This window comes from Ruegeria sp. SATB027 (assembly GCF_059613825.1).
This window is the reverse complement of the sequence record NZ_JBXWTH010000047.1, coordinates 162,056-187,202: the sequence shown is the minus strand read 5'-3', so window position 1 is coordinate 187,202 and position 25,147 is coordinate 162,056. Positions and strand designations below refer to the sequence as shown.

The 25,147-nt window shown below is 58.5% G+C and carries 24 protein-coding genes; 12 read left to right on the top strand and 12 right to left on the bottom strand.

Features of this window, described 5'->3' with window-relative positions; genetic code table 11:
- Nucleotides 1–3: 3 nt before the first annotated feature.
- The 3 genes from AC2FPW_RS14595 to AC2FPW_RS14585 all read left to right on the top strand — a co-directional run bounded on the left by AC2FPW_RS14595 (nucleotide 4) and on the right by AC2FPW_RS14585 (nucleotide 2,674).
- A complete protein-coding gene (locus AC2FPW_RS14595; protein ID WP_480584746.1) occupies nucleotides 4–1,188 on the top strand; it encodes a vWA domain-containing protein in 1,185 nt (394 codons plus the stop codon).
- Nucleotides 1,189–1,289: 101 nt separating this feature from the next.
- Complete coding sequence (locus AC2FPW_RS14590; RefSeq protein ID WP_496814276.1) at nucleotides 1,290–1,886, top strand: NAD(P)H-dependent oxidoreductase; 597 nt, start codon at nucleotides 1,290–1,292, stop codon at nucleotides 1,884–1,886.
- A 101-nt stretch (nucleotides 1,887–1,987) separates the two neighbouring features.
- Complete coding sequence (locus AC2FPW_RS14585) at nucleotides 1,988–2,674, top strand: M48 family metallopeptidase (protein ID WP_480480500.1); 687 nt, start codon at nucleotides 1,988–1,990, stop codon at nucleotides 2,672–2,674.
- Between the two features lie 71 nt (nucleotides 2,675–2,745).
- Here the strand turns inward: AC2FPW_RS14585 and AC2FPW_RS14580 are convergent, their stop codons facing one another.
- Genes AC2FPW_RS14580 through AC2FPW_RS14560 form a run of 5 tightly spaced genes read right to left on the bottom strand, consistent with a single transcriptional unit; the run spans nucleotide 2,746 to nucleotide 8,010 of the window.
- A complete protein-coding gene (locus AC2FPW_RS14580) occupies nucleotides 2,746–3,288 on the bottom strand; it encodes an RSP_2648 family PIN domain-containing protein (RefSeq protein ID WP_480480498.1) in 543 nt (180 codons plus the stop codon).
- On the bottom strand, nucleotides 3,285–4,487 hold the full coding sequence (locus AC2FPW_RS14575) for an RSP_2647 family RNA methyltransferase (RefSeq protein ID WP_496814274.1): 1,203 nt from the start codon (nucleotides 4,485–4,487) through the stop codon (nucleotides 3,285–3,287). The genes AC2FPW_RS14580 and AC2FPW_RS14575 overlap by 4 nt, the downstream gene beginning before the upstream one ends.
- 38 nt (nucleotides 4,488–4,525) lie before the next feature.
- Nucleotides 4,526–4,798, bottom strand: coding sequence for a hypothetical protein (locus AC2FPW_RS14570; protein WP_267363859.1), 273 nt, complete (start codon nucleotides 4,796–4,798; stop codon nucleotides 4,526–4,528).
- Nucleotides 4,782–7,577, bottom strand: coding sequence for a bifunctional [glutamate--ammonia ligase]-adenylyl-L-tyrosine phosphorylase/[glutamate--ammonia-ligase] adenylyltransferase (glnE, locus tag AC2FPW_RS14565; RefSeq protein WP_496814273.1), 2,796 nt, complete (start codon nucleotides 7,575–7,577; stop codon nucleotides 4,782–4,784). The genes AC2FPW_RS14570 and glnE overlap by 17 nt, the downstream gene beginning before the upstream one ends.
- Nucleotides 7,578–7,626: 49 nt before the next feature.
- A complete protein-coding gene (locus AC2FPW_RS14560; RefSeq protein ID WP_496814272.1) occupies nucleotides 7,627–8,010 on the bottom strand; it encodes a DUF4440 domain-containing protein in 384 nt (127 codons plus the stop codon).
- Nucleotides 8,011–8,158: 148 nt separating this feature from the next.
- On the opposite strand from AC2FPW_RS14560, the gene AC2FPW_RS14555 reads away from it, so the two are divergent.
- From AC2FPW_RS14555 to AC2FPW_RS14540, 4 genes are all read left to right on the top strand, one after another.
- Nucleotides 8,159–8,581 (top strand): DUF2852 domain-containing protein, encoded by a 423-nt coding sequence (locus AC2FPW_RS14555; protein ID WP_209503649.1) that lies wholly within the window; start codon nucleotides 8,159–8,161, stop codon nucleotides 8,579–8,581.
- Between the two features lie 66 nt (nucleotides 8,582–8,647).
- A complete protein-coding gene (locus AC2FPW_RS14550) occupies nucleotides 8,648–9,079 on the top strand; it encodes an RDD family protein (RefSeq protein WP_209503648.1) in 432 nt (143 codons plus the stop codon).
- A 75-nt stretch (nucleotides 9,080–9,154) separates the two neighbouring features.
- The gene (locus tag AC2FPW_RS14545; RefSeq protein ID WP_480480490.1) at nucleotides 9,155–9,979 is read left to right on the top strand and encodes an arginyltransferase; all 825 of its coding nucleotides are present in this window, start codon (nucleotides 9,155–9,157) and stop codon (nucleotides 9,977–9,979) included.
- A gap of 7 nt (nucleotides 9,980–9,986) precedes the next feature.
- The gene (locus AC2FPW_RS14540) at nucleotides 9,987–10,376 is read left to right on the top strand and encodes a VOC family protein (protein ID WP_496814271.1); all 390 of its coding nucleotides are present in this window, start codon (nucleotides 9,987–9,989) and stop codon (nucleotides 10,374–10,376) included.
- Between the two features lie 135 nt (nucleotides 10,377–10,511).
- Here the strand turns inward: AC2FPW_RS14540 and AC2FPW_RS14535 are convergent, their stop codons facing one another.
- From AC2FPW_RS14535 to AC2FPW_RS14525, 3 genes are all read right to left on the bottom strand, one after another.
- Nucleotides 10,512–12,866: a TRAP transporter large permease gene (locus AC2FPW_RS14535; RefSeq protein WP_496814269.1), complete on the bottom strand. Its 2,355-nt coding sequence runs from the start codon at nucleotides 12,864–12,866 to the stop codon at nucleotides 10,512–10,514.
- A 17-nt stretch (nucleotides 12,867–12,883) separates the two neighbouring features.
- A complete protein-coding gene (locus AC2FPW_RS14530) occupies nucleotides 12,884–13,810 on the bottom strand; it encodes a TRAP transporter small permease subunit (protein WP_480913273.1) in 927 nt (308 codons plus the stop codon).
- Nucleotides 13,811–13,932: 122 nt separating this feature from the next.
- Nucleotides 13,933–15,015 (bottom strand): TRAP transporter substrate-binding protein, encoded by a 1,083-nt coding sequence (locus AC2FPW_RS14525; protein WP_267363846.1) that lies wholly within the window; start codon nucleotides 15,013–15,015, stop codon nucleotides 13,933–13,935.
- A gap of 245 nt (nucleotides 15,016–15,260) precedes the next feature.
- On the opposite strand from AC2FPW_RS14525, the gene AC2FPW_RS14520 reads away from it, so the two are divergent.
- Together AC2FPW_RS14520 and AC2FPW_RS14515 are read left to right on the top strand one after the other, a co-directional pair.
- Nucleotides 15,261–16,694 carry a cache domain-containing protein gene (locus AC2FPW_RS14520; RefSeq protein WP_496814267.1) on the top strand — a complete coding sequence of 478 codons (1,434 nt, stop codon included), beginning with the start codon at nucleotides 15,261–15,263 and terminating at the stop codon, nucleotides 16,692–16,694.
- Entirely contained in the window at nucleotides 16,691–17,338 is a 648-nt protein-coding gene (locus AC2FPW_RS14515) for a response regulator transcription factor (protein WP_496814265.1), read from the top strand. The genes AC2FPW_RS14520 and AC2FPW_RS14515 overlap by 4 nt, the downstream gene beginning before the upstream one ends.
- 104 nt (nucleotides 17,339–17,442) lie before the next feature.
- On the opposite strand, the gene AC2FPW_RS14510 is transcribed toward AC2FPW_RS14515, so the two are convergent.
- On the bottom strand, nucleotides 17,443–18,288 hold the full coding sequence (locus AC2FPW_RS14510) for a HalD/BesD family halogenase (protein ID WP_496814264.1): 846 nt from the start codon (nucleotides 18,286–18,288) through the stop codon (nucleotides 17,443–17,445).
- A 420-nt stretch (nucleotides 18,289–18,708) separates the two neighbouring features.
- Here AC2FPW_RS14510 and AC2FPW_RS14505 point away from each other — a divergent pair, with 420 nt between their 5' ends.
- The 3 genes from AC2FPW_RS14505 (at nucleotide 18,709) to AC2FPW_RS14495 (ending at nucleotide 22,032) form a co-directional block, all read left to right on the top strand.
- Nucleotides 18,709–20,460, top strand: coding sequence for an acetolactate synthase 3 large subunit (locus AC2FPW_RS14505; protein WP_480584774.1), 1,752 nt, complete (start codon nucleotides 18,709–18,711; stop codon nucleotides 20,458–20,460).
- Nucleotides 20,461–20,528: 68 nt separating this feature from the next.
- A complete protein-coding gene (gene ilvN, locus AC2FPW_RS14500; protein WP_209503637.1) occupies nucleotides 20,529–21,089 on the top strand; it encodes an acetolactate synthase small subunit in 561 nt (186 codons plus the stop codon).
- 313 nt (nucleotides 21,090–21,402) lie between these two features.
- Nucleotides 21,403–22,032 (top strand): helix-turn-helix domain-containing protein, encoded by a 630-nt coding sequence (locus tag AC2FPW_RS14495; protein ID WP_496814262.1) that lies wholly within the window; start codon nucleotides 21,403–21,405, stop codon nucleotides 22,030–22,032.
- Nucleotides 22,033–22,131: 99 nt separating this feature from the next.
- Here AC2FPW_RS14495 and AC2FPW_RS14490 read toward each other — a convergent pair whose 3' ends face one another.
- The 3 genes from AC2FPW_RS14490 to AC2FPW_RS14480 all read right to left on the bottom strand — a co-directional run bounded on the left by AC2FPW_RS14490 (nucleotide 22,132) and on the right by AC2FPW_RS14480 (nucleotide 25,147).
- Complete coding sequence (locus AC2FPW_RS14490; RefSeq protein ID WP_496814260.1) at nucleotides 22,132–22,917, bottom strand: DUF2189 domain-containing protein; 786 nt, start codon at nucleotides 22,915–22,917, stop codon at nucleotides 22,132–22,134.
- Nucleotides 22,918–22,939: 22 nt separating this feature from the next.
- Nucleotides 22,940–24,340, bottom strand: a complete 1,401-nt coding sequence (locus AC2FPW_RS14485) for an amidase (protein WP_496814259.1) — start codon at nucleotides 24,338–24,340, stop codon at nucleotides 22,940–22,942.
- A gap of 102 nt (nucleotides 24,341–24,442) precedes the next feature.
- Nucleotides 24,443–25,147 (bottom strand): M50 family metallopeptidase, encoded by a 705-nt coding sequence (locus AC2FPW_RS14480; RefSeq protein WP_496814258.1) that lies wholly within the window; start codon nucleotides 25,145–25,147, stop codon nucleotides 24,443–24,445.

Genomic DNA, 25,147 nt, shown 5'->3' with positions numbered 1-25,147 from the left:
GCGATGTTCCTGCCCTTTTTCGAAAACCTCCGCAAAGCGGGCATCCCGGTATCGCTCCGGGAGTATCTGACTTTTCTGGAAGGCATGAAAAAGGGTCTGGTCACCTATGATGTCGAAGCGTTCTACTACCTTGCCCGCGTGTCGATGGTGAAGGACGAACGCAATATCGACAAGTTCGACCGCGCCTTTGCCGCCAGCTTTGAGGGCTTGGGCGAGATCAGTTTCGATCAGGTGTTGGAAGCTGTCGATATCCCAGCCGATTGGCTGGCCAAGATGGCCGAGAAACACCTGTCGGACGAGGAGAAGGCAGAGATCGAAGCGCTCGGCGGTTTCGACAAGCTGATGGAAACGTTGCGCGAGCGCCTCAAGGAACAACAAGGCCGTCACCAGGGCGGTAACAAATGGATTGGTACCGCAGGAACCTCTCCGTTCGGGGCTTATGGGTACAACCCTGAAGGCGTCCGTATCGGACAGAAAGAAAGCCGCCACCAGCGTGCCGTCAAGGTCTGGGACAAGCGGGAATTCAGGAACCTCGACGACACGGTTGAACTGGGCACCCGCAACATCAAGGTCGCCTTGAAACGCCTGCGCCGCTGGGCGCGGGAGGGGGCAGCTGAAGAGCTGGATCTGGACGGCACCATCCGTGCCACGGCCGAGCATGGCTATCTGGATGTCAAAACCCGGCCCGAGCGCCACAACGCGGTGAAGGTACTGTTGTTTCTGGACGTCGGCGGCTCGATGGACCCGCATATCAAAGTGGTTGAAGAGTTGTTTTCCGCTGCAAGAACCGAGTTCAAGCATCTGGAATATTACTACTTTCACAATTGCCTGTATGAAGGGGTCTGGCGCGACAACCGCCGCCGCTGGAACCAACAGACCCCGACCCACGAAGTGCTGCGCACCTATGGGTCAGACTACAAGTGCATCTTTGTCGGCGACGCCTCGATGAGCCCCTATGAGATCGCCTATCCCGGCGGTGCCAATGAACATTGGAACCAGGAAGCCGGGCAAGTCTGGCTGCAACGCGCGCGCGAACAGTGGGCGTCAAACCTGTGGATCAACCCGGTGCCCGAGAAATACTGGGAATATACTCATTCCATCGGCATGATCCGCGACATCTTTGAAGATCGCATGGTGCCCATGACACTGGCTGGTCTGGAACAGGGAATGCGCGAGCTGACGCGGTGAAACACACCTTCAGGTATTCCTGCTGATTAATACCTTGACCTCAAGCAGGGTTGAGCTTTCACAGTAACCCGGTTGCCGTTTGAAAACCTGAGGAGCTTACTGTGCATCTGCTGACAATCCTGGATCACCCAAAGCCGAACTCCTTTACGGCCGCCACTGTCGCGAAACTCTGCGAAGGCGCAAAGGCGGCTGGCCATACCACCGAGGTTGCGGATTTGCATGCAGAAGGGTTCGATCCACGCTGGTCAATGGCGGATATAGAAGGCGAAGCAGGCACGGGCGCGCCGCAAGACATACTTGCGGAACAAACACGGATTGCGCGCGCCGATGCAATCTGCCTGGCCTTTCCGCTGTTCTGGTGGGGAATGCCTTCGATGATGAAAGGCTGGGTCGACCGCGTGTGGATGTGGGGCTGGGCCTACGATCAGTTGGACGATCCGGAAAAGTCCCTCCAGAGGTCCCGAACAGGGTTACTGTTGGTGCCAGCCGGTGCGCGTTCTGACGAAATGGAAACCAAAGGATACACCGACGCGCTTGAGACACTCTGGACCAAAGGCACGTTCGGGTATTTCGGGTTTTCACCCCGGAAACTCGAGCTGTTGCATGGCGCGACCGGATCAGCCCCGCGGCGACAGGCGCTTTTGGAACGTTGCTATGAAATTGGACGTACGCTTCCGCAACCTGAAAGCGATCCATGAACACGGTCGCGCTCTGCAGCCTCACTTTGAAATGCGGCTGGATTGTGAGAAGCTTCTATTTTCCATTTGCTCTTGGGGTGTTGAAAACCCATATCTAGCCCATGCTGCGTCTGACCCCTATCCTGCTGGCCATTGCCTATGGAATTGTGATGTACCGGATTTCCGTCTGGCGCACCCATCGGGAACTGGACGCAAAGTCGACCGAACTTGTTGACCCGGCCCTCAAGCGCATGACCGACCGGCTGGCTGCCGCGCTCGAGATCGAGCGGGTTCCGGTTTATATCTACGAGATCGACCCGGTGAACGGGCTGGCCGCACCGGACGGGCGGATATTCATCACGCGGGGATTTTACCGCAAGTTCCGCAACGGCGAGGTTTCGGCTGAGGAAATGGCCAGTGTAATCGCGCATGAGTTGGGCCATGTGGCACTAGGTCACGCGCGGCGGCGGATGATCGATTTTTCGGGGCAGAATGCGATGCGCACGGCGCTGATCATGGTCCTGAACCGGTTCATCCCTTTTGTCGGAGCGATGATTGCCAACGCGTTGACCGCACTGATCGCCTCGCGCCTGTCGCGGGGGGATGAGTATGAAGCGGATGAATATGCGGCCGCCTTGCTGACAAAAGCCGGTATCGGAATCGGTCCGCAGAAATCACTGTTTCACAAGCTGGAAGAGTTGACACAGCAACGCGCCGGGGTGGTCCCGGCATGGCTGATGAGCCATCCCAAGACAGATGAACGTGTTGCGGCGCTGGAAAAGCTTGAACAGCGTTGGGCACAGCAGTGAAGCCTGTGCTGCGAGAGGCCAGCCTCTCGCGCTCTCCGGGATATTTTGGGCCAGATGAAGCTGGATCCCACTCAGGTGGCGAGTGCCTTGCCCAATCGCGGAAGCCGGGCTTTTTTCATGAGCGCGCGAAGGGTCCATTTTTCGGCTGAGAGGCGATTGGCTTCGGCAAGGACCTGAGTGGCAAGTGTGCTCATGCCTTCTGGATTGGATTGCCAAAAGCCGTACAGCAGGCTGTCGGGGTCTTGCCGGTCAAGCCCTTCATCAGTCAGGATATTTCTGGGAAAATCCTTGGCATTAACCGTGACAATCAGATCAGCGGAAGCAGCTATTGCTGTAGCCAGCACGTGGATATCTGCGGCGTCCGGCAGCCACAGACGGTTTTGAAGACCCTCATTCGTTGGACGTTCAGCATCCGGCCAGGCCGCTTGCACCAACGCGATCTCGGCGCGCGCCTGCGCCTCACCCGTCGGGCCCAACTTACGGGCGGCGCGGGCCCATTCTTCGAGGATGCGGGCGGACCAGAGCGGGGTGAAATGCCCCAATCGCGCAGCACCCAACAGCATCTCGCGCATGACCGTGGGATAGAGGACGCAAGTGTCGAGAACAGCCTTCATAGGCGGTAGAACACCGCTTTGAGGTAGCCGCTTTCCGCCAGTTGCGGCAGTTGCGGGTGATCCGGCCCGGCAAATCCGGTGTGGATCAGTTGCGCATGTCGACCCGCCCGGCCGATCCCGCGGGAGGAGGCGTCGCGGAACCGTCCCAGATCGGCGGCATGAGAACACGAGCACAGCCCCAGATAGCCGCCGGGTTTGACCAGAGGTGCGGCAAGCCGTGCGATACGTTCATAAGCGCGCAACCCCGCGTCGAGCGCTTGTTTTGACGGGGCAAAGGCAGGTGGGTCACAGATGACCACGTCAAACGCCGCACCCTCGTCCCCCAATTGGGTCAACACATCGAACGCGTCGCCCTGCCGGGTCTGGAACCTGTCGGCAAGGCCCGAAGCCGCCGCGCCTTTGGTGGCCAGTTCCAGCGCGGCCGCAGACCCATCGACGGACAGGGCTTGCCCGGCACCTGCAGCCAGCATTGCCAGACCAAAGCCGCCGACATGGCTGAACACGTCCAGCACCTGCGCTCCGGGATGTACCAGCCGTGCGGCAAAGGCATGGTTGGGGCGTTGATCGTAAAACAGGCCGGTTTTCTGACCTCCGGTCAGGTCGGCCATATACGTGGCACCATTCATCGGCACAGGCAGGGGTGCGTCGGGTGCGGTGCCGTGCAAAGTCTGGTTCTCATCGTCCAGCCCTTCCAGCCCGCGCGTACGGCCCGAGGCGTTTTTCAGCACCGTCGTCACGCCTGTGACCTTGATCAGTGCGTCGGTGAGCGTATCCAGATGCATCTCGGCCCAAGCCGCGTTGGGCTGGATGACACAGCTATCGCCAAACCTGTCGATGATCACACCGGGAAAGCCATCGGCCTCGGCATGGACCAGACGATAGAAAGGCGCATCAAACAGAGTTTCACGCAGTGCAACGGCGCGGCTGAGGCGGGTTTCGAACCAAGTATTGTCCAACTGCGCGTTTGTGTCGTGATCCAGCACCCTGCACATGATTTTTGAGTCAGGATTGACGGCCACCAGCGCAAGCGCTGCACGGTTGTCATCCTCGAGAATCGCCAGAGCGCCTGCGGGGATCTTGCGCGTACGGCGGTCGGTGACGATGTCATTTGCATAGACCCAAGGGAAACCATGGCGCAGGCCGCGCGCGTTGGCTTTGGGTTTCAGGCGGATACGGGGGCGGTCGGCAGATTGGGTCATGGCGCCCTCTTAGTCGCGAATATGCCGATGGAAAAGCCCTAGCGGTTTCGTGAGCGCCAGCCACCGCGCCGTTTCGGGGTTTGGGCCGCCTGAAGGCCCTCGGACAGAACCTGAGTCATGGGATGATCCGGGCTGTGCGGCGCGTATGCCGCGTGCAATTCGGTCAGCGCCGAGTTCTGGTCACGCTCTTCGGGCAGGCTGAGCGCCCAGTCCAGAAATATGCTGCGGCATTCCGGCAAGGTGATGCCTTCGATGCGATAGGCTTCCTGGATCAGACCTTTGTGGTCATTGGGATCAGTGCTGCGTGCCATTTTCGCCCTCTTGGATCACGCTGCCGATCAGGTCGGCCGCGGTTGTGTAACTCTTCTGCAATGCCCGTTGCAGTGCATCGACCTGTTCAAACCCGGTGGCGCGGCACAGGAAATCCACACCTCCTTCACCGATCTGTTCCGCCTCGATGACCTTGCCCGAAAGAAGCCGGGCCGCACATTGCACCGACCAGCATAGGCTGTAGCAGTCTTTCAGGGATTGCGCCTGCGCGACATCCAGCAACCCGGCAGCGACGGCACCATCGAGGCCTGAGGACACGTCGCGGGCGGTAGTCCCTGCCAGCAAGGCACCGGTTTCGGCCATTAGTTCGATATCCATCAGGCGGCCGGGCCCGTTTTTGGCATCCCAGATCCCGGCGGGTGCCTTGGCTGCGGCCAGACGCGTTCGCATCTCGGCGACTTCGCGCAAGACATTGTCCCGCTCGCGTGGGCGCGACAGAAACCCGACGCGAAACGCTTCGATATCATTTGCCAAACCGGCATCACCCGCAACGACATTAGCACGGGTCAGGGCCAGATGTTCCCACACCCAGGCCTCATTCTGCTGATAATTGGTAAAGCTGGCCCAACTGGTGGCAACCGGCCCCTGATTGCCGGACGGGCGCAGGCGCATGTCGACCTCATACAGCCGCCCCTGTGACATCGGTGCCGAAAGTGCCGTGATCAGCGCCTGCGTGAACCGCGCATAATAGGTGCGCGTGGCCAGAGGACGCGGACCATCGGACATGTCCTGATCCTGCGGGTCATAGATCACAATCATGTCCAGATCGGATTGCGAATTGATCCGTCCTGCGCCCAACGATCCCATGCCCAACACCGCCGCTCCGCGCCCCGGGGCGGGCCCGTGTTTGCGGGCGAAATTCTCGGCAACATATGGCAGGATGGCGGCAATCACCGATTGTGCAAGTTCTGCATATTGCCGGCCTGCCTGTGCCCCGTCGATCAGACCCCGCAAGTGGTGGACACCGACCCGGAAATGCCATTCCTTGCACCAGCGCCGTGCAAGGTCGAGCCGGGTTTCGTAGTCAGGCTCCTCCGCCAGCGCACGGGCCAGTTCGATTTGCAATGCCTTCTGACCCGGCCAATCGGCAAAGAAACTGCCGCCGATCACCGCGTCGAAAACCGAGGCATTGCGCGACAGATGCGAGGCAAGAGCATGAGATGTGCCAACGATATCGACCAGCAGGTCGATCAGTTGCGGATTGGCCTCGAACAAGGAAAACAGCTGAACCCCGGCGGGAAGGCCAGACAGAAACCCATCCAGCGCCATCAACGCCTCATCCGGTTTGGCGGTCTTAGCAAGACGCGACAGCAACTCGGGCCGCAACCGTTCGAATATCCGCGACCCGCGCTGGGACCTTAAGGCCGGATATGTCGTCCACCGGGCCAGAATACTCTGGTCAAACTCCACATCCTGCACCGCCACAGGTGCAGGACCGGGTCCAGGCGCAAAAAATCCTTCAGTCAGTTCGTGCACTTCGGTCAGGCGGTTTTTCAGGTCCTGTTTCAGTTCATCGCTGCCGATCCCCATCAGACAGGCGATACGTTCGATGCCTTCCGGTGATTTCGGCACCTTATGCGTCTGTGCATCATGAACCATCTGAATGCGGTGTTCGACTTCGCGATGTGCCCGGTAATGATCGGTCAATTTATCCGCGACATCCTGCGGCACCCAGCCTTTTGACGCCAACGCCGCCAACCCCGGAACCGTTCCGCGCACCCGCAAATCCGGATCGCGACCACCTGCGATCAGCTGACGGGTCTGGGTGAAGAACTCGATCTCGCGAATACCGCCCTGCCCCAGCTTCATGTCGTGGCCGGGAATCGACAAGGCCCCGCCCGTACCTTTATTTTCGCGAATCCGAAGACGCATATCATGCGCGTCCTGAATGGCGGCAAAATCCAGATGGCGACGCCAGACAAAGGGGCGCAATGTGTCCAGAAACCGCTGCCCCGCAGCCAAGTCTCCGGCACAGGGACGGGCCTTGATATACGCCGCGCGCTCCCACGTGCGGCCGAGGCTTTCGTAGTACCGTTCAGCGGCCTCCATCGCCATGCAGACCGGTGTTACGGCAGGATCTGGCCTCAGCCTCAGATCGGTACGGAAAACATAGCCATCGGCAGTCTTGTCGCTGAGCGTCGCGCAGAAGTTCCGCGTTGCCCGTACCATGCCCTGCCGGGCCTCGTAGAAGTCATCGGGATCGAACCGCGTCTCATCAAACAGCACAATCAGATCGATATCCGAGCTGTAGTTCAGCTCATGCGCGCCCATCTTGCCCATGGCCAGAATGACCATCCCGGCGGCAGTTTCGATATCGTCCTCGGTCATACCCGGCAGTTTGTTGCGCCGGATCAACGTCGCAATCTCGGCCTTGGCCGCTGTATCCGCGGCCAATGCCCCGAAATCGGTCAGTGCCGCGGTGACTTTTTCAAGCGGCCAGGCACCTGCAATGTCGGCAAGCGCGGTCAACAGCGCCACACGCCGCTTTGCCTGCCGCAAGCCGGACTTCAGCTGATCCGGCGGCAGCTTACGCGCATCCGCCATGACTTCAGACAGCGCCTGATCCGGGCGCAATAAGGCATCAGGCAGCCATTCCCTTTCACGCTCGATCAGGCCTTTCAGATATGGGCTGGACCCGGCGATTCCCGCCACCAGCTCTCCCATCTCCTGCGACAGATCAGGTATCAGAGCGCGGGTTTCATCGCCCAGAGACGGATCAAACGCACGTGGAAGGCGGGTAATGGCAAGAGCGTCAGTCATGCGCGCAACCTGCGCATTGCGGGACGTAATCGTCAATGGGGCATTCTGATCAGGTTTCCTGAACCGGCGTATCCTGACTGAAGCTGTTGACCCAAACGTCGTTTCTTCGTTCCCACAAAGATGAAATCAGCATTGCCTCGCGCCGATCTGCGCCCGGGCGCAGGTAATCGGCACGGTAGGACAGCAAGACGATATCCGGGGTCAGAACGCGTAACCGAGTGTCACTCAGATCAAACTCGGCCATCGTTGGCGCATCTGCAAATTGCCCGACGTGATCGTCCCGATTGGCAAAACCCGTGGGATAAACGCCCAGAAAATCCGCGCTCAGCAAGGCGCGGTCGGCGCTTGCATCGCCTTCAACCAGCGCCACCCAGACCTGCGTTTCCAGTTCAAGAATGTCCTTTAGTGCAGGGGCAGCTTTGTTGTCCGTCATATCCATACCCAGACCCTGCGAGCCAGATCCTGAAACGTCAACCGGATTGCTTAATGTAAATCTTTTTCACATTACCCCTTGCACGCAACCAAACGATACCCCATCTATGCAATGTGAATAGAGTTTACATCAACCCTGGAGAGCTCAAATGACCGCATTGTCCGACCCCGCCGTCCCCGCGAATCCGGGATGGCTTTATCGAACCGAAGCCTGGCTGGATGACAAAGGCAAAGGGGCCTGGATCGCCGCCATGGTTCTTGGATTTATCTTCTTCTGGCCCGTTGGCCTTGCCCTGCTGGCCTATATGATCTGGAGCAAACGCATGTTCAGCAAATCCTGCAACCGCCGCAAATCCTGGCACAGCCACATGAGTGCAATGAAGCCCTCGGGCAACAGCGCCTTTGACGCCTACAAAGCAGATACACTGGCCCGCCTGGAACGCGAACAACAGGATTTCGAAGCATTCCTGCGCCGCCTGCGTGACGCCAAGGACAAGGCCGAATTCGACCAATTCATGGATGAACGCGCCCGCGAGAACCATGACGAAGATGGCAAGGGCGAGCCCGCCTGATTGACCTTGCCCTGCCCCGGTGTTTCGGGACAGGGTGCCCCTACCCCAGTTTTTCGGACCTATCGAATGAACCATCTGCCCGACCCGGACACCCAACCCGATTTCTATCGTTCCGTGACAACCAAACGCTTTGTCGCCTGGCTGTTCGATATCGCCTTCATTTCGCTGCTTTGCACGGTGGCAATCCTCTTTACTGCGTTTCTGGGTCTGTTTTTCCTGGCCCTGATCTACGCCGTTGTCAGCTTCGTCTACCGGGTGGTGACCATCGCCAACGGCTCAGCCACGCTGGGAATGCGCTTTATGGGGATCGAGCTGCGTGACGCGTTCGGAGAACGAATGGACCTGGGCAAGGCGCTTGCCCACACTGCCGGCTATTTTGTCAGCATGGCCTTTCCCGTGGTCCAGATCATCTCGGTCATCATGATGATGACCAGCGCCCGTGGCCAGGGTCTGACCGACAGTTTTCTGGGCACCGTGATGATCAACCAACGGGCCTGACGCAAGGTTGCGTGAAACACTTGGCGGTCTCGGGAACGGTTGCTATCATCCCTCCCGAGGTTGGATGGGGATTTCATGCGACATACGCTGCCAATTGCGCCACAATTCTATGTCACGGCACCGCAGCCCTGCCCTTATCTTGGCGGCAGGATGGAACGTAAACTGTTCACCGCCCTGCAAGGCGAAGGGGCTGAACAGCTGAACAACTCCCTGTCTCAACAAGGATTTCGCCGGTCTCAGAATGTACTCTACCGTCCTTCGTGTACGGATTGCGCAGCCTGCCTGTCTGCTCGGATCGATGTTTCAGCCTTCCGGCCGACCAAAAGCCAGAAGCGCGCAGCAAGGCGGAATGGTTACCTGGAACGCCGCGCAACCTCGCCATGGGCCACGGATGAGCAATACGAGCTGTTCCGCCGTTATCTTGACACCCGTCACGCCGATGGCGGCATGGCTGACATGGATGTTTTCGAATTCGCCGCGATGATCGAGGAAACACCGATCCGCAGCCGCGTTGTGGAATATGCCGATCCTGAAACGGGCGAGTTGATCGCCGTCAGCCTGACCGATGTGCTCGATGACGGGCTAAGTATGGTCTATTCTTTCTACGACCCGGAACAGCCGCAAAACTCACTCGGCACCTACATGATCCTCGACCATATCGACATCGCACGTGAGGCGGGCCTGCCCTATATCTATCTGGGGTACTGGGTCCCCGGCAGCCCCAAGATGGGCTACAAAGCCAAGTTTTCAGGGCTCGAGGCCTATATTCAGGGGGGCTGGCAAAAAATCAGCGATCCGGATGCCTATACCGGCACATCGCATCACCCCTTGTCGGCGCCGCCAATCGCCGAACAGGTCGCCAATATCCAGCTGCCTGACCGGCACCCGACCAAAGGCTGACCGCGCGATGAAACAAAGCCTGCATGCCGTCACCCTTGTGGTGCCGGATTACGACAACGCCATCTTGTTTTATACAAAGACGCTCAGCTTCCAACTTATCAAGGACATAGACCTCGGCAATGGCAAGCGCTGGGTTCTGGTCGCGCCTCCCGGTTCGGACAGCGGCTGCCTTCTTCTGGCAAAGGCTGACGGACCTGAACAAACCGCCGCCATAGGCAACCAGACCGGCGGGCGCGTTGGGTTCTTCCTGCAAACCGATGATTTCTATCGCGACCATGCGAACATGCGCGCCAGGGATGTTCACTTCGAAGAAGAACCACGCCACGAATCCTATGGCGTCGTCGCTGTCTGGCGTGATCCCTTCGGCAATCGCTGGGACCTGATCCAGTTCACCTGATCCGCATCTTCATCTGGCCAAAAATATCCCGGGGATGAATTGGCCGCAGGCCAAGAAGGGGCTGGCCCCTTGCCCCGAAATAAACAGAAAAGGGGGCCAATCGGCCCCCTTTGCAATATTCTCTTCCGGATCGGATCAGTTTGGCATCAGGTCCGGAACGATCGTGACAATCGTCGGGAAGAACCACAAGATCGCGATCCCCATCACCTGGATCAGAACAAACGGAACGATCCCGCGATAAATATGACCTGTAGTCACCTCCTTCGGCGCAACCCCCCGAAGGTAGAACAACGCAAACCCGAAAGGTGGCGTCAGGAACGACGTCTGAAGGTTCACCGCCACCATAATCGTGACCCATTTCGGATCGAACGAGCCGCCATAGATCACAGGGCCCACGATGGGGATCACGATGTAGATGATCTCGAGGAAATCCAGCACGAACCCCAGAATGAACAGCACCAGCATCACGATCAGGAAAACCGTGAACTCGTTGTCAAAGCTCTTCAGGAATTGCTGGATATAATGCTCCCCTCCGAATGAAATCACCACGAGGTTCAGCAACTGCGATCCGATCAGGATGGTGAATACCATCGAGGTCACCTTGGCCGTCTCGCGAACCACCGGGGTCAATACACCGCTGGAATACAGCACCCAGCACCCGTAAAGCAGACCGAACAGCGCGTACAGGTAGGCCGCATAAGCAATGATGAAGGCGATCCAGCTTTCCACCGTCACATTGCCTTGATTGATACGCAGGTCAAAGTTGACCCCCATCAGCAATGCAATGACAACGGCGAAAGTCGACCAGATGACCACTTTGCCCGAACGGCCCTGATCCTGCAGCTTGCGATAGGCCGCCAGCATGATCGCGCCACCCGCGCCCAGCGCAGCCGCCGGTGTCGGATTGGTGACACCTCCCAGGATCGAGCCCAGCACCGCGATGATAAGAACAAGCGGCGGGAAGACCACGCGGATCAGATCGTTTGTGGCACAGCGCGCCGCAGCCTCTTTGCAGCCATACATGGCGAGCGCGAACGGCAGGGCGAGCAGCACGAAAGTCACGCCAGAGGATGTGGTAGGCGATATCATCAGGATATCGGCCAATGCCATCAGCAGCAGCCCGATCGCGCCAAGGATCAGCGGCTGCGGTGACCGCGACGGTGCGATACCACGGCCCAGAACCAGGGTCAGCCCCAGCAGAACAAGGGAAACCGCCACACCAGTGCCAATCGGCGCCGCGTCGGCAATCCTTTTTTGTTGTTCGGCGGCCAGTTCCTCTTCTGTCAGGCGATGCGCTTCGGTTGCGCCGCCAGCGGCATCAATTGCCTCCTGCTCGGCAACAGCCTGATCCCAGGCAACTTGCCCGTGCAGATCGATCATCGACGCCTTGCACTCTGCCGACACGTTGGTCCGCAGCGACGCACCCTCGCCGATATCCGAAAAGGCCGAGACCGAGATGTTCTGGCTTCCGATCACACCGACATTGCCCAGAAGGACCGCGCCGACGATCAGGGCAACCGGCGCGCCCAGCAACCATGTCAGGCCTTCTGACCGCGTAATGGGTTCCCCGGAGCCACCGGACACAGCCACAGCAGGCGCTTTGTGCGGGTTCAGCAGCGCATAGCCAAAGGCGTAGAGAGCGTAGAGCAGCGCCAGCATGATCCCCGGCAGCAGCGCAGCCTGGAACAATGTTCCGACCGAGACAACCGCAGGCTCACCCAGATAGGTCAGCGCGTCGGTACAACCGGCTTCAACAGCCCGGGTTTCCTGCGCTGTCGAATACAGATCCCCCGCCAATGTGCCCAGCAGGACGATCACGATCGACGGTGGAATGATTTGCCCCAGGGTGCCCGATGCCGCGATCACACCGGTCGCCAGTTCCGGCGAATAGTTGTTGCGCAACATGGTTGGAAGCGCCAGCAGGCCCATCGTCACAACGGTCGCGCCAACGATACCGGTCGAAGCCGCAAGGAACGCCCCCACAACCACGATCGACACGGCCAGACCACCCGGAAGTGGGCCAAAAACACGTGCCATCGTCGTCAGAAGATCGTTGGCAATCTTTGAACGTTCCAGCGTGATGCCCATCAGAACAAACATGAGCACGGCCAGAAGGGTCTCGATGGATTGACCGGCCAGAACCCGCTCGTTCATGCGGTTCACGATGAACGACACGTTGCGGTCCAGCGCGGTTTCCCAGCCCGAGGCAAAAACCGGTTCGGCGAGCCTTGGCAAATCCGGGTATCGGAACACCGATATGGTGTCCGGCTTGATCCCGGAATTCACAAGGTCCCGATAACTTTGCGATCCAACGTCAATCGCCTGGTGGATCAGCAACCCCGCACTGTCCAGCGCGGCGATGATGCCAAAGGATATAATCCCTGCCCCGCCGATGGCAAAAGCCACCGGAAAGCCGGAAAGGATGCCCCCGAAAAGGCAAAAGAATACGATAATAAGGCCTATCTCGACGCCATCAAGTCCGAATAGCATTGTCTTTGTCTCCGCCCTTAATGCGCGCCTTCATAGGCTTCTTCACCCTCACCAAGACTGTCCTTGTCGAGGTATTTTCCAACGCTGTCCGGCCCTTCCACAAATTCCAGATACGACCGGTACAAAAACGCGATGGCGTGCAGGAACACCATGGCCGCAAAGGCCACCAGCAGGATCTTGAACAGGAAGTAGGCATTGAACCCGTTGGGGCTGAACCCGATGGTTTCCACGTTCCAACGCAGGGCGCGGGATTTGGCAACCAGACGGTCCAGCGCGTCACTGGCCGATGGGTTCGGCACGATCAGGTGCCGCCACAGGAAGAACCAGCCGTACATCCAGGTCAGCACCGCCATTGGCATCATGAACAGCAACGCACCGCACATATCGACCACACGCTTGGCGCGGTGGCTGATACCGGCATAGATCAGATCAACGCGCACATGCCCGCCCTGCACAAATGTGTAGGTACAACACAGACAAACAACCATGGCGTTATACAGTTTCAGCTCTTCCGCGAACCAGCTGATATCCATCTGGAACGGAATGCCCAGACCGAAGGACATGTCAGGACGGGTAAAGACCCGTTGCATGAATACGATGACAATCTGCTGAATCACCATCAGCAGACCCGCCCAGGCAAAGAACCGCCCGGTGGTGTTTGCGAAACCTTCCAGGCCGCGCACGATGGCCCACATGAAGTTCCGGTAATACAACCCGACGGCTGTCAGAACCAAAAAGAAGGTGAACACCACAAAGAAGAACTCGACCGAGCCGCCGTAATACACAAAGCGCATGATCGACGCCTTGTCAGACCAGTCCAGCCAGAGCTGCGGATGCGTGATCGCATATCCGAAATTATAGAAGGCTTCGGCAATGTTCTGAATGAACCAGACCAGTCCATTCCACAGGGCGCCGAAGAACGAGATACCGTTTTCGTCCTGCATGTTGTCCCCAGGTCGTCTCAGTTGCGCGCAGGCCTATTGTGGCTTGCCCAAGTCCTTTCACGCAACGGGAATGGTTTCCCCGCAAGGTGCGGGGAAACCGTTTTTCCTTTGATCAGGAAGGATTAGCCGCGAACACGGTCACGCTGTGCGGTGTAGACACCCGACGACAGGTTGTTCCATGCCGACGAAGCCGCCATCGACGGCATTGCGCTGTCGTGGATCTTCTTGAACAGCTCATCGCCCATGTTCTCGTCCAGAACTTCCTGGCTGGCCTTGCCGAACGCATCCCAGACACTGTCAGGGAATTCCAGGACCTTGACACCACCGGCCTGCAGGCGCTGCAGCGCTGCACCGTTGTTGGCCAGGAATTGCGCCAGGTTCCACTGGTGTGCTTCTGCGGCAGCGATCTCGATGATCTTCTGCTGGGCCGGGGTCAGTTCATTGAACACGTCGCGGTTGGTTGCCAGCGACAGACCTGCGCCCGGCTCGTGGAAGCCCGCGGTGTAGTAGGTCTTGGTGATTTCCTGGAAGCCCGCCTTTTCGTCGGCCCAGGGTCCGATCCACTCGGTTCCGTCAATCGCGCCGGACGACAGCGCCTGATACACTTCGGAACCGGGGATGTTCTGAACAGACGCGCCCAGTTTGCCCAGTGCTTTGCCGCCCAGACCGGGCATACGGAACTTCAGACCATTGAAGTCTTCAGGGCTGTTGATTTCTTTCGAGAACCAGCCGCCCGCCTGCGCACCGGTGTTACCGGCCAGGAAGGACTTCAGGCCAAAGATTTCGCCCAGCTCATCATGCAGCTCCATACCGCCGTCATGATAGTACCAGTTCACCAGTTCCTGCGCGGTCATGCCGAAAGGCACAGCCGTAAAGAAGGCGTAACCTGGGTGCTGACCCACAAAGTAATAGTCAGCGGCGTGATACATGTCGGCCTGACCGGACGACACCGCGTCAAACACCTCGAACGCGCCAACCAGTTCGCCTGCCGCTTTGATTTCAACATTCAGGCTGCCATCCGACATGGCGTTGATGCTGTCGGCACAACGCTGTGCGCTGTCAAACACGCCAGCCAGACCACGACCCCACGAGGTCACCATGGTCAGTGTGCGCTGTCCCTGTGCATAGGCCGGAGCCGCCAGAGCGGTTGCTGCAGCTGCCGAACCGCCCAGCGCGGATTTTTTCAGAAATGAACGACGATCCATATGAGTGTTCCTCCCCTTCATAGTCACGATCCGGCAGAACCGGACCTGTCGCATTCAGTGCGCGTCAGCCTAATGTGAGCGAAGCGAAAGGGAATACCTACTACTGCGTAGAGAATCGATTTCTTTTGGGGATGCGGTGAAATTTCCGAACGAAAACTCCAACAAAAACGGCCCAAACACCGGAATTTCACAGACCAACGCCAATCTTTTTGCATTTTTGACGCCGCTTGCGTATCGATTCGTCCATGCAAAGACTTCGACATCTGGTCTCGCTGACCTATGCGCAGAAACTGTCGCTGGTGGCCGCAATCCCGCTGGTTGTGGCCGTGGCCGCAATCGCTGTGCTTGTAGCCTATGAGGCGCGTGCGACCGCCGAGCGCGAGATCGAAGCCCTGGAGCGCAGCCTGATCGAGGCCAAGAAAGAAGAACTTCGCAACTACGTGACGCAGGCGCGAAATGGGTTTGCCTATATCTATGGCCGCGCTGAACCGGATGACGAGGTGTCAAAGAACCTTGTCTCGCAGATTCTCTCGGCAATGATCTATGGGCAGGACGGGTTCTTTTTCGTTTACGATTATGATGGCAACAATCTGGTCAGCCCCCGACAGACACAATTCATCAACCGCAACTGGGAAGGTCTGACCGACAGCGATGGAACGCCCATTGTTAACGAGTTCATTCGCCTCGCCCGTCAGGGGGCCGGGTGGCACAGCTTCATGTGGGAAAAACCCTCGACCGGGGATGAGGCGCAAATGATCGCCTATGTCGTCGGGTTGCAGGACTGGCGCTGGGTCGTGGGTACCGGGGTCTTCATTGACGACATTGTCGCCACGGTCGCCAACGCAAGAGCCGAGGTCGAGGCCCGCGTGCAACGCACCTTCATGTATATCGGCGCCATTGTTGTTGCCGCCGTTCTGATTGTCTTTGCCTCGGGCATGTTGCTGAACATTCGCGAGCGACGGTTGGCGGATGCCAAGCTGAAGGAACTGACGCAACGTGTCTTCGACGCGCAGGAAGAGGAACGCGGCCGGGTTGCCCGCGAACTGCATGATGGCATCAGCCAGATCCTTGTGGGTGTACGCTATGCGCTGGACAATGCGCGCCGCCGTCTGTTGCGCGGCGATGATGCGGGTGCGCGCGATCCGCTGGACAAAGGCATCGACCATCTTCGCACCGCCATCACCGAGGTGCGCCGCATCAGCCGCGACCTGCGCCCCGGCGTGCTGGACGACCTTGGCCTTGGACCTGCGCTGAAGGCTCTGACCGACGATTTTCGCGAACGAACCGGGATCGAGACCGAGTTTTCCACCGTTGTATTCCGTAACCGGCTGGATCAGGACAGCAAGATCGCGCTCTACCGCATCGCACAAGAGGCGCTGACAAATATCGAACGGCACGCGGATGCCTCTTATGTTACGATTGACCTGCGTGGCCACAAGAAAGGCGCAACCATGCGGATCACCGACAATGGCCGTGGGTTGCGCGCAGAATCCGGAACCCCGACCACCGGCATCGGCCTGCGCAACATGCAGGAGCGAATTGAACAACTTGACGGATCGCTGCGTATTCTGTCATCACGCGGACCGCGCGGCGGAACGGTGATCGAGGCCAGCCTGCCGCTGAGCCACCTGTTGCCACCGCAGGAAGACGCAACTCCGAACCGAAAGGCCGGTACATGAGCGCCAAAAACATCCGAGTTCTTATTGTCGACGATCATCCCATGGTGGCCGAGGGCATTCAGTCGATCCTTGAAAGCTACGACGATATCGAAGTGGTTGGAACACTCGGCAGCGGTCAGGCCGCGGTGGAACAGGCGGTTGGTCTTTCCCCGGATGTCATCTTAATGGACCTGAACATGCCTGGCCTCGGCGGACTCAGCGCCACGGAAATCATTCTGGAACGCCTGCCCGATACGCGCATCCTGATCCTGTCGATGCATGACAGCCCCGAATACATTTCGACCGCGCTCAGCCACGGCGCAAAAGGCTATGTTCTCAAAGATGTCCCAACCGAAGAGATCAAGCAGGCCATCGACGCGGTCATGCGGGGTGAGCAGTATCTGTGCACCGGTGCCAGTGGGTCCCTGAAACCCAAAGGCGACAACGCACGCGAGGCGCTGACAGGGCGCGAGCAAACAATTCTGCTGGAACTGGCGCAGGGCAAATCAAACAAAGAGGTTGCGCAAAAGCTGGATATCTCGGTGCGCACGGTTGAAACGCATCGCAAGAACATCAAGCGCAAACTGGGAATTTCCTCGACTGCCGGGCTGACCCGCTACGCGCTGGAACATGGCATGCTGCAAGGCACCGGGGTCGGTTTCTGATCCTTGCGCAACCGCAGCGCGCAGCGCTGCCCGGCCCAACCAGAGAAGACGCGCCACAGGCGCGTTGACGGCGGGCGGGAGCGTTCACCTCCGGTAGTGCCCCTTCAATCCAGCAACTGATCCTTTCGCAAACCCTCACGCTCATAATGATGCGGCAACACGCGTCCATAAAGCTGCTGCGTCCGTTCGATCCCGCCGCACATGCCTTCGGCCTCGACAAATGAAAAGATACCCACATACCGCCGCCGCGTGCCCTTGACCGGGGCGACCCTGTGCAGGGAATAGCGGCCTTTGAATATCTGCAAGTCCCCAGGTCGCAATTCCAGCCGATGAACACGCGCCGTGTTTCCATCCAGAACCGAAGCGACCTGATCGAAATTCTCATCCTCGGCTGAGCGCAGATTGGGCGCGTATTCGAATGCACCGCCCTGCTCGCCATTCTGGATCGCCAGTGTCACGGTGTAGTTGTTGGTGTCGAAATGCCAGGGAAAGCCCTGCCCCTCCTCCACGACATTGATGATCACGTCTGCCAGTGGGTCGTCGTAACGAAAGAAGCGGTCCTCAGGCTCATCCAGCGCATCCCGAATGAAGGGAAGAAATCCGCTAAACTCGTAAATCCTGCGCAAAGGACCGGAATGCGCAAAATTGTCGGCAGGAACAAACGCGTTCGAACGGTCATAGAACCGTCTGATCGGATGGGCGGCGTCGAACCGTGGGTCGTCTTTGGTGAAATAGGCATTTGTACGATTGAAAGACCGGTGTGCATTGGGCGCCACCTCGTCGGCCTCTTGCACCAAAAGCTCGATCCCCTGTGCATGTGCGAAACCCGGTAGAACCGCACATCCGTCCTGTTCCAACTCGCGCCGCAAATCCTCGATCAATCGCCTGTAAGCTGGCGAATCCGGGCGATCGATCGGATATCGTCCCAGATCTACCAGGTCCTGTAACATGCTCCGCCTCCCTCGTTTGCGACCACAAGGTCAGCGTGACCCAGACAAAACACCGGATCATGCCAATTTCAGACATCGGCCTGACGCATTCAGACCTTCATACTTGTCCCGCCCTCAGGAAAACGACTGCCCTTTTCCCGGAAATTCCCGGCATGCGGCAATCTGCGCAACAAAATTTCGCAAAATACCGCCATTGAGATAGAAAATTGGTGGATTTGCCTGTTGACGCTCCTCCCCCCCGACCATAATGTCCCCTCCAAGCAAAAAGGAGCCTCTGGCGATGAGAACGCTAGTCGTAATCGTAGGAACCACGCGCATGGGCCGGTAACGGTAAACCATAATCGAACCCATGCGCCTCCGAAAATTCGGGGGCTTTTTTTTGTCAAACGCAAGACACATGTCGCGAACGGAGCAAAGCAGATGACACGTGAGATGACCGGCGCAAAGATGGTGGTTCAGGCCCTCAAGGATCAGGGCGTGGACACGGTATTCGGATACCCCGGTGGCGCCGTCCTACCGATCTATGACGAGATCTTTCTGCAAAACGACATTCGCCACATTCTGGTACGTCACGAACAGGGTGCAATCCACGCCGCCGAAGGCTATGCGCGGTCGACCGGTAAGCCGGGTGTTGCGCTTGTAACCTCTGGTCCCGGTGCCACAAACGCCGTTACCGGCCTGACTGATGCGTTGCTGGATTCGATTCCGATTGTGGTTCTGACCGGGCAGGTCCCGACCTTCATGATCGGATCGGATGCCTTTCAGGAGGCCGACACCGTTGGCATCACCCGCCCCTGCACCAAACACAACTGGCTGGTAAAGGACACGAATTCGCTGGCCGAGACGCTGCACGAGGCCTTCCATGTGGCCAAGTCGGGCCGTCCCGGCCCGGTTCTGATCGACATTCCCAAGGATGTGCAGTTTGCCACGGGTGAATACAACAGTCCCAAACCTTCGACCTCGCATTACCAGCCAGTGCTGAAAGGCGATCTGGAGGAAATCAACGAGCTTGTTGCAGCCATTGAAAAGGCCAAGAAGCCGGTTTTCTACACGGGTGGTGGTGTCATCAACTCTGGCCCCGCAGCCAGCCAGTTGCTGCGCGAGTTGGTGGATTCCACGGGCTTCCCGATCACCTCAACCCTGATGGGTCTGGGTGCCTATCCGGCGTCGGGCGAAAACTGGTTGGGGATGCTGGGGATGCATGGCCTCTACGAGGCGAACCTTGCGATGCATGGCTGTGACCTGATGATCAACATCGGCGCACGGTTCGACGACCGGATCACCGGGCGCATCGACGCGTTCTCTCCAAAGTCGAAGAAAGCCCATATCGATATTGATCCGTCTTCGATCAACAAGGTCATCCGTGTGGACATCCCGATTGTGGGCGACGTGGCGCATGTACTGGAAGACATTCTGAAGGTGTGGAAGTCACGCGGGCGCAAGACCGACGCGGCAGCCGTCAAGAAATGGCAGGCGCAGATCTCTGAGTGGCGCAAGATCAACTGTCTGTCCTACACCAACAGCGAAAAGTCGATCAAACCGCAATACGCGCTGCAACGTCTTGAAGAGCTCACGAAAAAGCATGATCGCTATATCACGACCGAGGTTGGGCAACATCAGATGTGGGCGGCACAATATCTTGGGTTCGAAGATCCCAACCGCTGGATGACATCGGGCGGGTTGGGCACGATGGGCTACGGCTTCCCGGCTTCGATCGGTGTGCAGATGGCTCATCCTGACGCGCTGGTAATCAACGTCGCCGGTGAAGCCTCTTGGCTGATGAACATGCAGGAAATGGGCACGGCCGTTCAGTACCGCCTGCCGGTCAAGCAGTTCATCCTGAACAACGAACGCCTCGGCATGGTCCGCCAGTGGCAGGAACTGCTGCATGGCGAGCGGTATTCGCATAGCTGGTCCGAAGCCCTGCCCGATTTCGTCAAACTCGCAGAGGCCTTCGGGGCCAAGGGCATCATCTGCTCGGACCCCGCCGATCTGGACGATGCGATCATGGAGATGATCAACTACGACGGCCCGGTCATCTTCGACTGTCTGGTCGAAAAGCACGAGAATTGCTTCCCCATGATCCCGTCGGGCAAGGCACATAACGAGATGCTGCTGGGCGAGGCCGAGACGCAGGGCGTGATCGACAGCAAAGGTTCGGTTCTGGTCTGATACCGTCCGAGGATTACCGCCGGGCGACCGTTGCGCCCGGCAAACACAGGATGATGAAAGGGACATAAATGTCTGCCCTACATATCAAAAAAGGCTCCAACCGCCATTCGGCCTATAACCTACGGCCTACCTTCTCGGACGTGCAGGAACGCCACACCATTGCCGTACTGGTCGAGAATGAACCCGGTGTCCTGGCCCGTGTGATCGGCCTGTTCTCGGGGCGGGGTTACAACATCGAAAGCCTGACCGTGGCCGAGGTGGATCACACAGGACACCTGAGCCGCATCACCATTGTCACCACCGGCACACCGCAGGTGATCGAACAGATCAAGGCGCAGCTGGGCCGGATCGTGACTGTCCATGACGTGCATGACCTGACGGTCGAAGGCCCTTCGGTTGAACGCGAACTGGCCATCATCAAGGTCGTGGGTGAAGGCGACAAACGCGTCGAGGCGCTGCGACTGGCTGACATCTTCCGTGCCAATGTGGTCGACAGCACCCTGAACTCTTTCATCTTCGAGATCACCGGCGCGCCGGACAAGATCGACGCTTTTGCTGACCTGATGCGCCCGTTGGGCCTGATGGAAATCGCCCGCACCGGCGTGGCGGCCCTGCTGCGCGGCGACTGAACAATATACCCGCCTTGGGGCTTTTCCTGCATCCAAGGCGGGAGCACATCTTTGAGTTGGTGGGCATTTGCAAAATCAACCCACACGTCCTTCTATGCGCTAAATTTGCCATAGGGTAAGCTTTTCCGGATAAAGATTAGGCATTTTCAGATAAAGCCTATTGCCATTGCACTTTATGGCATTAGCCTCAACGCGCAACGCGACGTGGGGATACGTTGCTTGGGGTCAATCTGTACGATTTTTCAATGCGCGCCGGGGCTTGGTTCCAGTGCTGCGATGGTTTTTCAGGAAACTTAGCAAGGCGTGGGCATCCATGACCGACGACATTCGCAGCCCGGCTGAACTTCGCGCGATGTTTGGCGCGAATCTGCGGCAACTGGCACGAAGGTATCGGTCGGTCTCGGCACTGTGCCGCAAGCTTGGCGTGAATCGGACGCAGTTCAACAGGTATCTTTCGGGTGAAAGTGTTCCACGGCCGGATGTTTTGGATCGCATCTGCCGGTTTTTCGACGTGGATGCGCGCATCCTCCTGAAGCCCCTGGACGAAATTGAAAAGATCGAGGACCACCCCGCAGCGGCGGCCTTGACCGAGTTTCTGGGATCAGGTGTGGACATGATCGCCAGAACTGCGTTTTCTCCGGGGTTTTATGCAGTGATCGAAAGCGTCTCGGCCTCGCACCGCATGACCTTGCTGCACGCCCGACCACTGGCCCAATGCACATTGATACGCGGATATGTCTCGCGCGCCGCAATGCCCGAAGCAACGCCGCAGGCGCGCGAAATACAAGGGATCGTCGCCTGCACCGGCAGTTCCGTCTATATGCTGACCTCTCAGCGAGCGGGTCAGAACAGCCGCGTTTATATGATTTCACCCGATCCCACGGGAACAGCGGTTCAGTGGCGCGGTACGGTCATAAGCCCAGCCGCCCCTGAGGCACCGTAACCCGTGGTTCTGAAATATCTCGGGCACGATGCAACGGCGATTTTCGCCGCTGCGCGTTTGTCGACCAACAATCCGGCCCAGCAACCCTGACCGGTTTTTTCAGGACGATGTGCCCTCGCCTTCGACTTGGGTGATTTGCCTATACAGGTGCCAACTGGCGTGACCCAACAGCGGCAGGACCACCAGAAGGCCCAGAAACCAGGGCACCATGGCCAGGAACGTCAGAACAGCGATGATTACCCCCCAGACAAGCATCACCGGAAAATTTCCGGACACATAGGTAAAGCTTGCAATCATCGCCGTGACAAAATCCAGTTCGCGGTCCAGCAGCAGTGGGATCGACAATACGGTGATCATATAAAGAACGGTTGCGAATACCGCCCCGACCACCGTGCCCACAGCCAGCATTGTCAGGCCATTCGCCGTCAGAAAGACCTCAAGCGAGGATGACACGTTAGTCATCGTGGCCAGCCCAAGGAACAGGGCAAAGATCATGTGCCCCAGGAAAAACCAGAACAGAAACACCACGACGATGATGGCGCAGATCGACGGCAATTGCCGACGGCTTTGTTGCAGCACGACACCAAAGATTGCGCCAAGATCCAGCGGTTCGCCCTGTTCCAGCCGGTGCGACACCTCGTAAAGGCCAACAGCGGCAAACGGGCCGATCAACGGAAAGCCGATAGCTGCCAGAACCAGCCAGAAGGTTGTACCAGTCTGGATGGTGACCCATGCCATCGCCCATCCAGCAAGCACGTAGAACCCGGCAAAGATCAACCCGAACTGCGGCGCGCGTCGAAAGTCGGCCCAGGCGCGCTTCAACGCTGTGCGCAGCATGGCTGTATCTACCGGACGCATGTCCGGAACGCCAAATGGCTTTTCCATTTAGTCTCCTCCCTGATCGGCGTTATGACATCGCCGGCCTCTTGTTGGGCCAGTCGGTTTCGGTGTGATACGCCGCCCCGACCGACAGTAATTTCTGATCCGATCCTTTTGGTCCAAACAGTTGAAAGCCCATGGGCAGGCCCTGCACACCAAACCCGGCGGGCGCGGCCAGACAAGGCAAGCCAATCAGGCTGACCGGTACCGTGACATGCATCCAGCGATGATATGTATCCATTGCGCGGTCCGCGATCCGGGTGGGGTAAGGTGTTTCGATCCCAAACGGCCAAACCTGTGCGGATGGCAGGACCAGGGCATCAAACTGCTTGAACAGTTCCGCCGCGCACCGGAACCATTCTGACCGGATTACGCTGGCGTGATGCACGTCCATGGCACTCATCGTCAGACCCCGGTCCAGCTCCCACTGGGCTGTGTCTTTCAGATGGTCCCGTCGTTCAGCCAAAGGTTCCAGCCCTGCGGCGACACTCCAGGACCGCAGGGTGATCCAACTGGTCCATAACCGTTCGGCATCGAAAGGTGGGGCGACATGTTCAACACGCGCGCCCCGCGCTTCGAACACCTTCAACGCATCTCGGCACAGCTCAAGAATTCCGGCCTCTGTTGGAAAGGCCCTGCCCCAATCGCCCAGCCAGCCAATGCGCAGCCCGGTCAGATCTGCTGCGACAACAGGGGAAACCGGTGCATATTCTCCGACCAATGGCAGGCGCGGATCGGGCCCCGAGATCACGTCGAGCAGGATGCCCAGATCTTCGGGACTGCGCGCCATTGGACCCAATGTGGACAGCTGATGCAGGAAACTATCGCCGACCGGATCAGACGGCACCCTGCCCCAGCTTGGGCGAAAGCCGTAAACATTGTTCCAGGCCGCCGGGTTGCGCAGGCTGCCCATCATGTCGGACCCGTCGGCCAATGCGACCATACCCGTCGCCAAAGCCACTGCTGCCCCACCTGATGAGCCACCGCAGGTGTAACTGGCGTCATAAGGATTGCGCGTCGCACCATAGACCGGGTTGAACGTGTGCGAGCCCAGCCCGAATTCCGGCGTATTGGTCTTGCCGATCAGGATGGCGCCCGCGGCCCGCATCCTGGCGGCAATCAGATCATCCCTGTCAGGGACGACATCCCTGAAAACAGGCGATCCGTGCGACGAAACAATACCTGCCACATTGACCAAATCCTTGACCGCAATTGGCAGGCCGTGCAGCGGGCCAGTGACAGGACCGCTGTCGCGGGCCTGCGCTTCGGCCATCAGCTCGCCCTTGTCCCGCAGCGCCACGATGGCGTTCACGTCACCGTTGACTTTGGCAATGCGATCCAGCGTGGCCCGCATGACTTCTGTGGCCGAAACCTGCCGGGTAGCCAGTTGGTTCAGAAGCTCTGTGGCAGATATCCGGGTCAGGTCCATAACACGCCAGTCTGTTGTTGGTCTTCAACAGCCTAGCGAGCGGTTCACCTCATTTAAACCCACTGTTTAGATGTATCTTTTCTTGTCTCACAAACAACAACATCACAACGCTCTGCGGTTCAATGGCAGGTTGCTGTCCCGGCCCAACCAATACCGTAGACAAAGGGCAATGGCGCCACCACTCAACACCAGCCAGACCCCACCCCACAGCATCGCGGTGCCGCCGAATTCCTCGGCCAACAAGAACGCGTCCGAGCGTGCGCCGGATCGTCGGATGGTGTCATCAAAGATATCAAACGGCACGTAGATCATGCTGGTCAGCCCGACAACGCGCAGCACCAGATCACTGACCTCGTAGCTCAGAAACCACGCTGTCGCAATCATTGCCGCCCCGACACCTGCGCAAAAAAGCAAGGCGAAAGCATCGCGTATGTACAGCAGTGCGATCAGACACATGATTGCGCCGAAAACAGCCAGAACAGCCCGGTCAGCATTTGTCCGCAAGGCAATGATCAAAAGCGCCATACCAAACACAAGCGAGCCGAGATAGCCGGCGGACAGGCTGAGAAACCTGTTGCCGCCCCGGCCGATCACCATTCCACCTTGCTGGGGTGAGATCGTGAAACTCTCGACCGAGCCGCCAGTCAGTAGGATTGTCACGGCATGAGACAGCTCATGCAGAAAGACGACCAGAATTTTCAGCGGAACAACAAACGGCGTGTTCCAGAGCGCAAAGACCAGACCGGTGATCAGGATTAGCTGCCAGTGCCCTTTCAGCAGGTCCAGAAAGGAACGCTGGCGTGTCAC

What these genes read in the sequence shown, in the direction of transcription:
- glnE (WP_496814273.1), bottom strand. Translation starts at nt 7,577, where the DNA reads ATGACTGACGCTCTTGCCATTACCCGCCTTCCACGTGCGTTTGATCCG.
- AC2FPW_RS14555 (WP_209503649.1), top strand. Translation starts at nt 8,159, where the DNA reads ATGACCGCATTGTCCGACCCCGCCGTCCCCGCGAATCCGGGATGGCTT.
- AC2FPW_RS14570 (WP_267363859.1), bottom strand. Translation starts at nt 4,798, where the DNA reads ATGGCACGCAGCACTGATCCCAATGACCACAAAGGTCTGATCCAGGAA.
- AC2FPW_RS14515 (WP_496814265.1), top strand. Translation starts at nt 16,691, where the DNA reads ATGAGCGCCAAAAACATCCGAGTTCTTATTGTCGACGATCATCCCATG.
- AC2FPW_RS14485 (WP_496814259.1), bottom strand. Translation starts at nt 24,340, where the DNA reads ATGGACCTGACCCGGATATCTGCCACAGAGCTTCTGAACCAACTGGCT.
- AC2FPW_RS14595 (WP_480584746.1), top strand. Translation starts at nt 4, where the DNA reads ATGTTCCTGCCCTTTTTCGAAAACCTCCGCAAAGCGGGCATCCCGGTA.
- AC2FPW_RS14510 (WP_496814264.1), bottom strand. Translation starts at nt 18,288, where the DNA reads ATGTTACAGGACCTGGTAGATCTGGGACGATATCCGATCGATCGCCCG.
- AC2FPW_RS14520 (WP_496814267.1), top strand. Translation starts at nt 15,261, where the DNA reads ATGCAAAGACTTCGACATCTGGTCTCGCTGACCTATGCGCAGAAACTG.
- AC2FPW_RS14545 (WP_480480490.1), top strand. Translation starts at nt 9,155, where the DNA reads ATGCGACATACGCTGCCAATTGCGCCACAATTCTATGTCACGGCACCG.
- AC2FPW_RS14490 (WP_496814260.1), bottom strand. Translation starts at nt 22,917, where the DNA reads ATGGAAAAGCCATTTGGCGTTCCGGACATGCGTCCGGTAGATACAGCC.
- AC2FPW_RS14535 (WP_496814269.1), bottom strand. Translation starts at nt 12,866, where the DNA reads ATGCTATTCGGACTTGATGGCGTCGAGATAGGCCTTATTATCGTATTC.
- AC2FPW_RS14505 (WP_480584774.1), top strand. Translation starts at nt 18,709, where the DNA reads ATGACACGTGAGATGACCGGCGCAAAGATGGTGGTTCAGGCCCTCAAG.
- AC2FPW_RS14580 (WP_480480498.1), bottom strand. Translation starts at nt 3,288, where the DNA reads ATGAAGGCTGTTCTCGACACTTGCGTCCTCTATCCCACGGTCATGCGC.
- AC2FPW_RS14575 (WP_496814274.1), bottom strand. Translation starts at nt 4,487, where the DNA reads ATGACCCAATCTGCCGACCGCCCCCGTATCCGCCTGAAACCCAAAGCC.
- AC2FPW_RS14540 (WP_496814271.1), top strand. Translation starts at nt 9,987, where the DNA reads ATGAAACAAAGCCTGCATGCCGTCACCCTTGTGGTGCCGGATTACGAC.
- AC2FPW_RS14550 (WP_209503648.1), top strand. Translation starts at nt 8,648, where the DNA reads ATGAACCATCTGCCCGACCCGGACACCCAACCCGATTTCTATCGTTCC.
- AC2FPW_RS14530 (WP_480913273.1), bottom strand. Translation starts at nt 13,810, where the DNA reads ATGCAGGACGAAAACGGTATCTCGTTCTTCGGCGCCCTGTGGAATGGA.
- AC2FPW_RS14525 (WP_267363846.1), bottom strand. Translation starts at nt 15,015, where the DNA reads ATGGATCGTCGTTCATTTCTGAAAAAATCCGCGCTGGGCGGTTCGGCA.
- AC2FPW_RS14495 (WP_496814262.1), top strand. Translation starts at nt 21,403, where the DNA reads ATGACCGACGACATTCGCAGCCCGGCTGAACTTCGCGCGATGTTTGGC.
- ilvN (WP_209503637.1), top strand. Translation starts at nt 20,529, where the DNA reads ATGTCTGCCCTACATATCAAAAAAGGCTCCAACCGCCATTCGGCCTAT.
- AC2FPW_RS14560 (WP_496814272.1), bottom strand. Translation starts at nt 8,010, where the DNA reads ATGACGGACAACAAAGCTGCCCCTGCACTAAAGGACATTCTTGAACTG.
- AC2FPW_RS14585 (WP_480480500.1), top strand. Translation starts at nt 1,988, where the DNA reads ATGCTGCGTCTGACCCCTATCCTGCTGGCCATTGCCTATGGAATTGTG.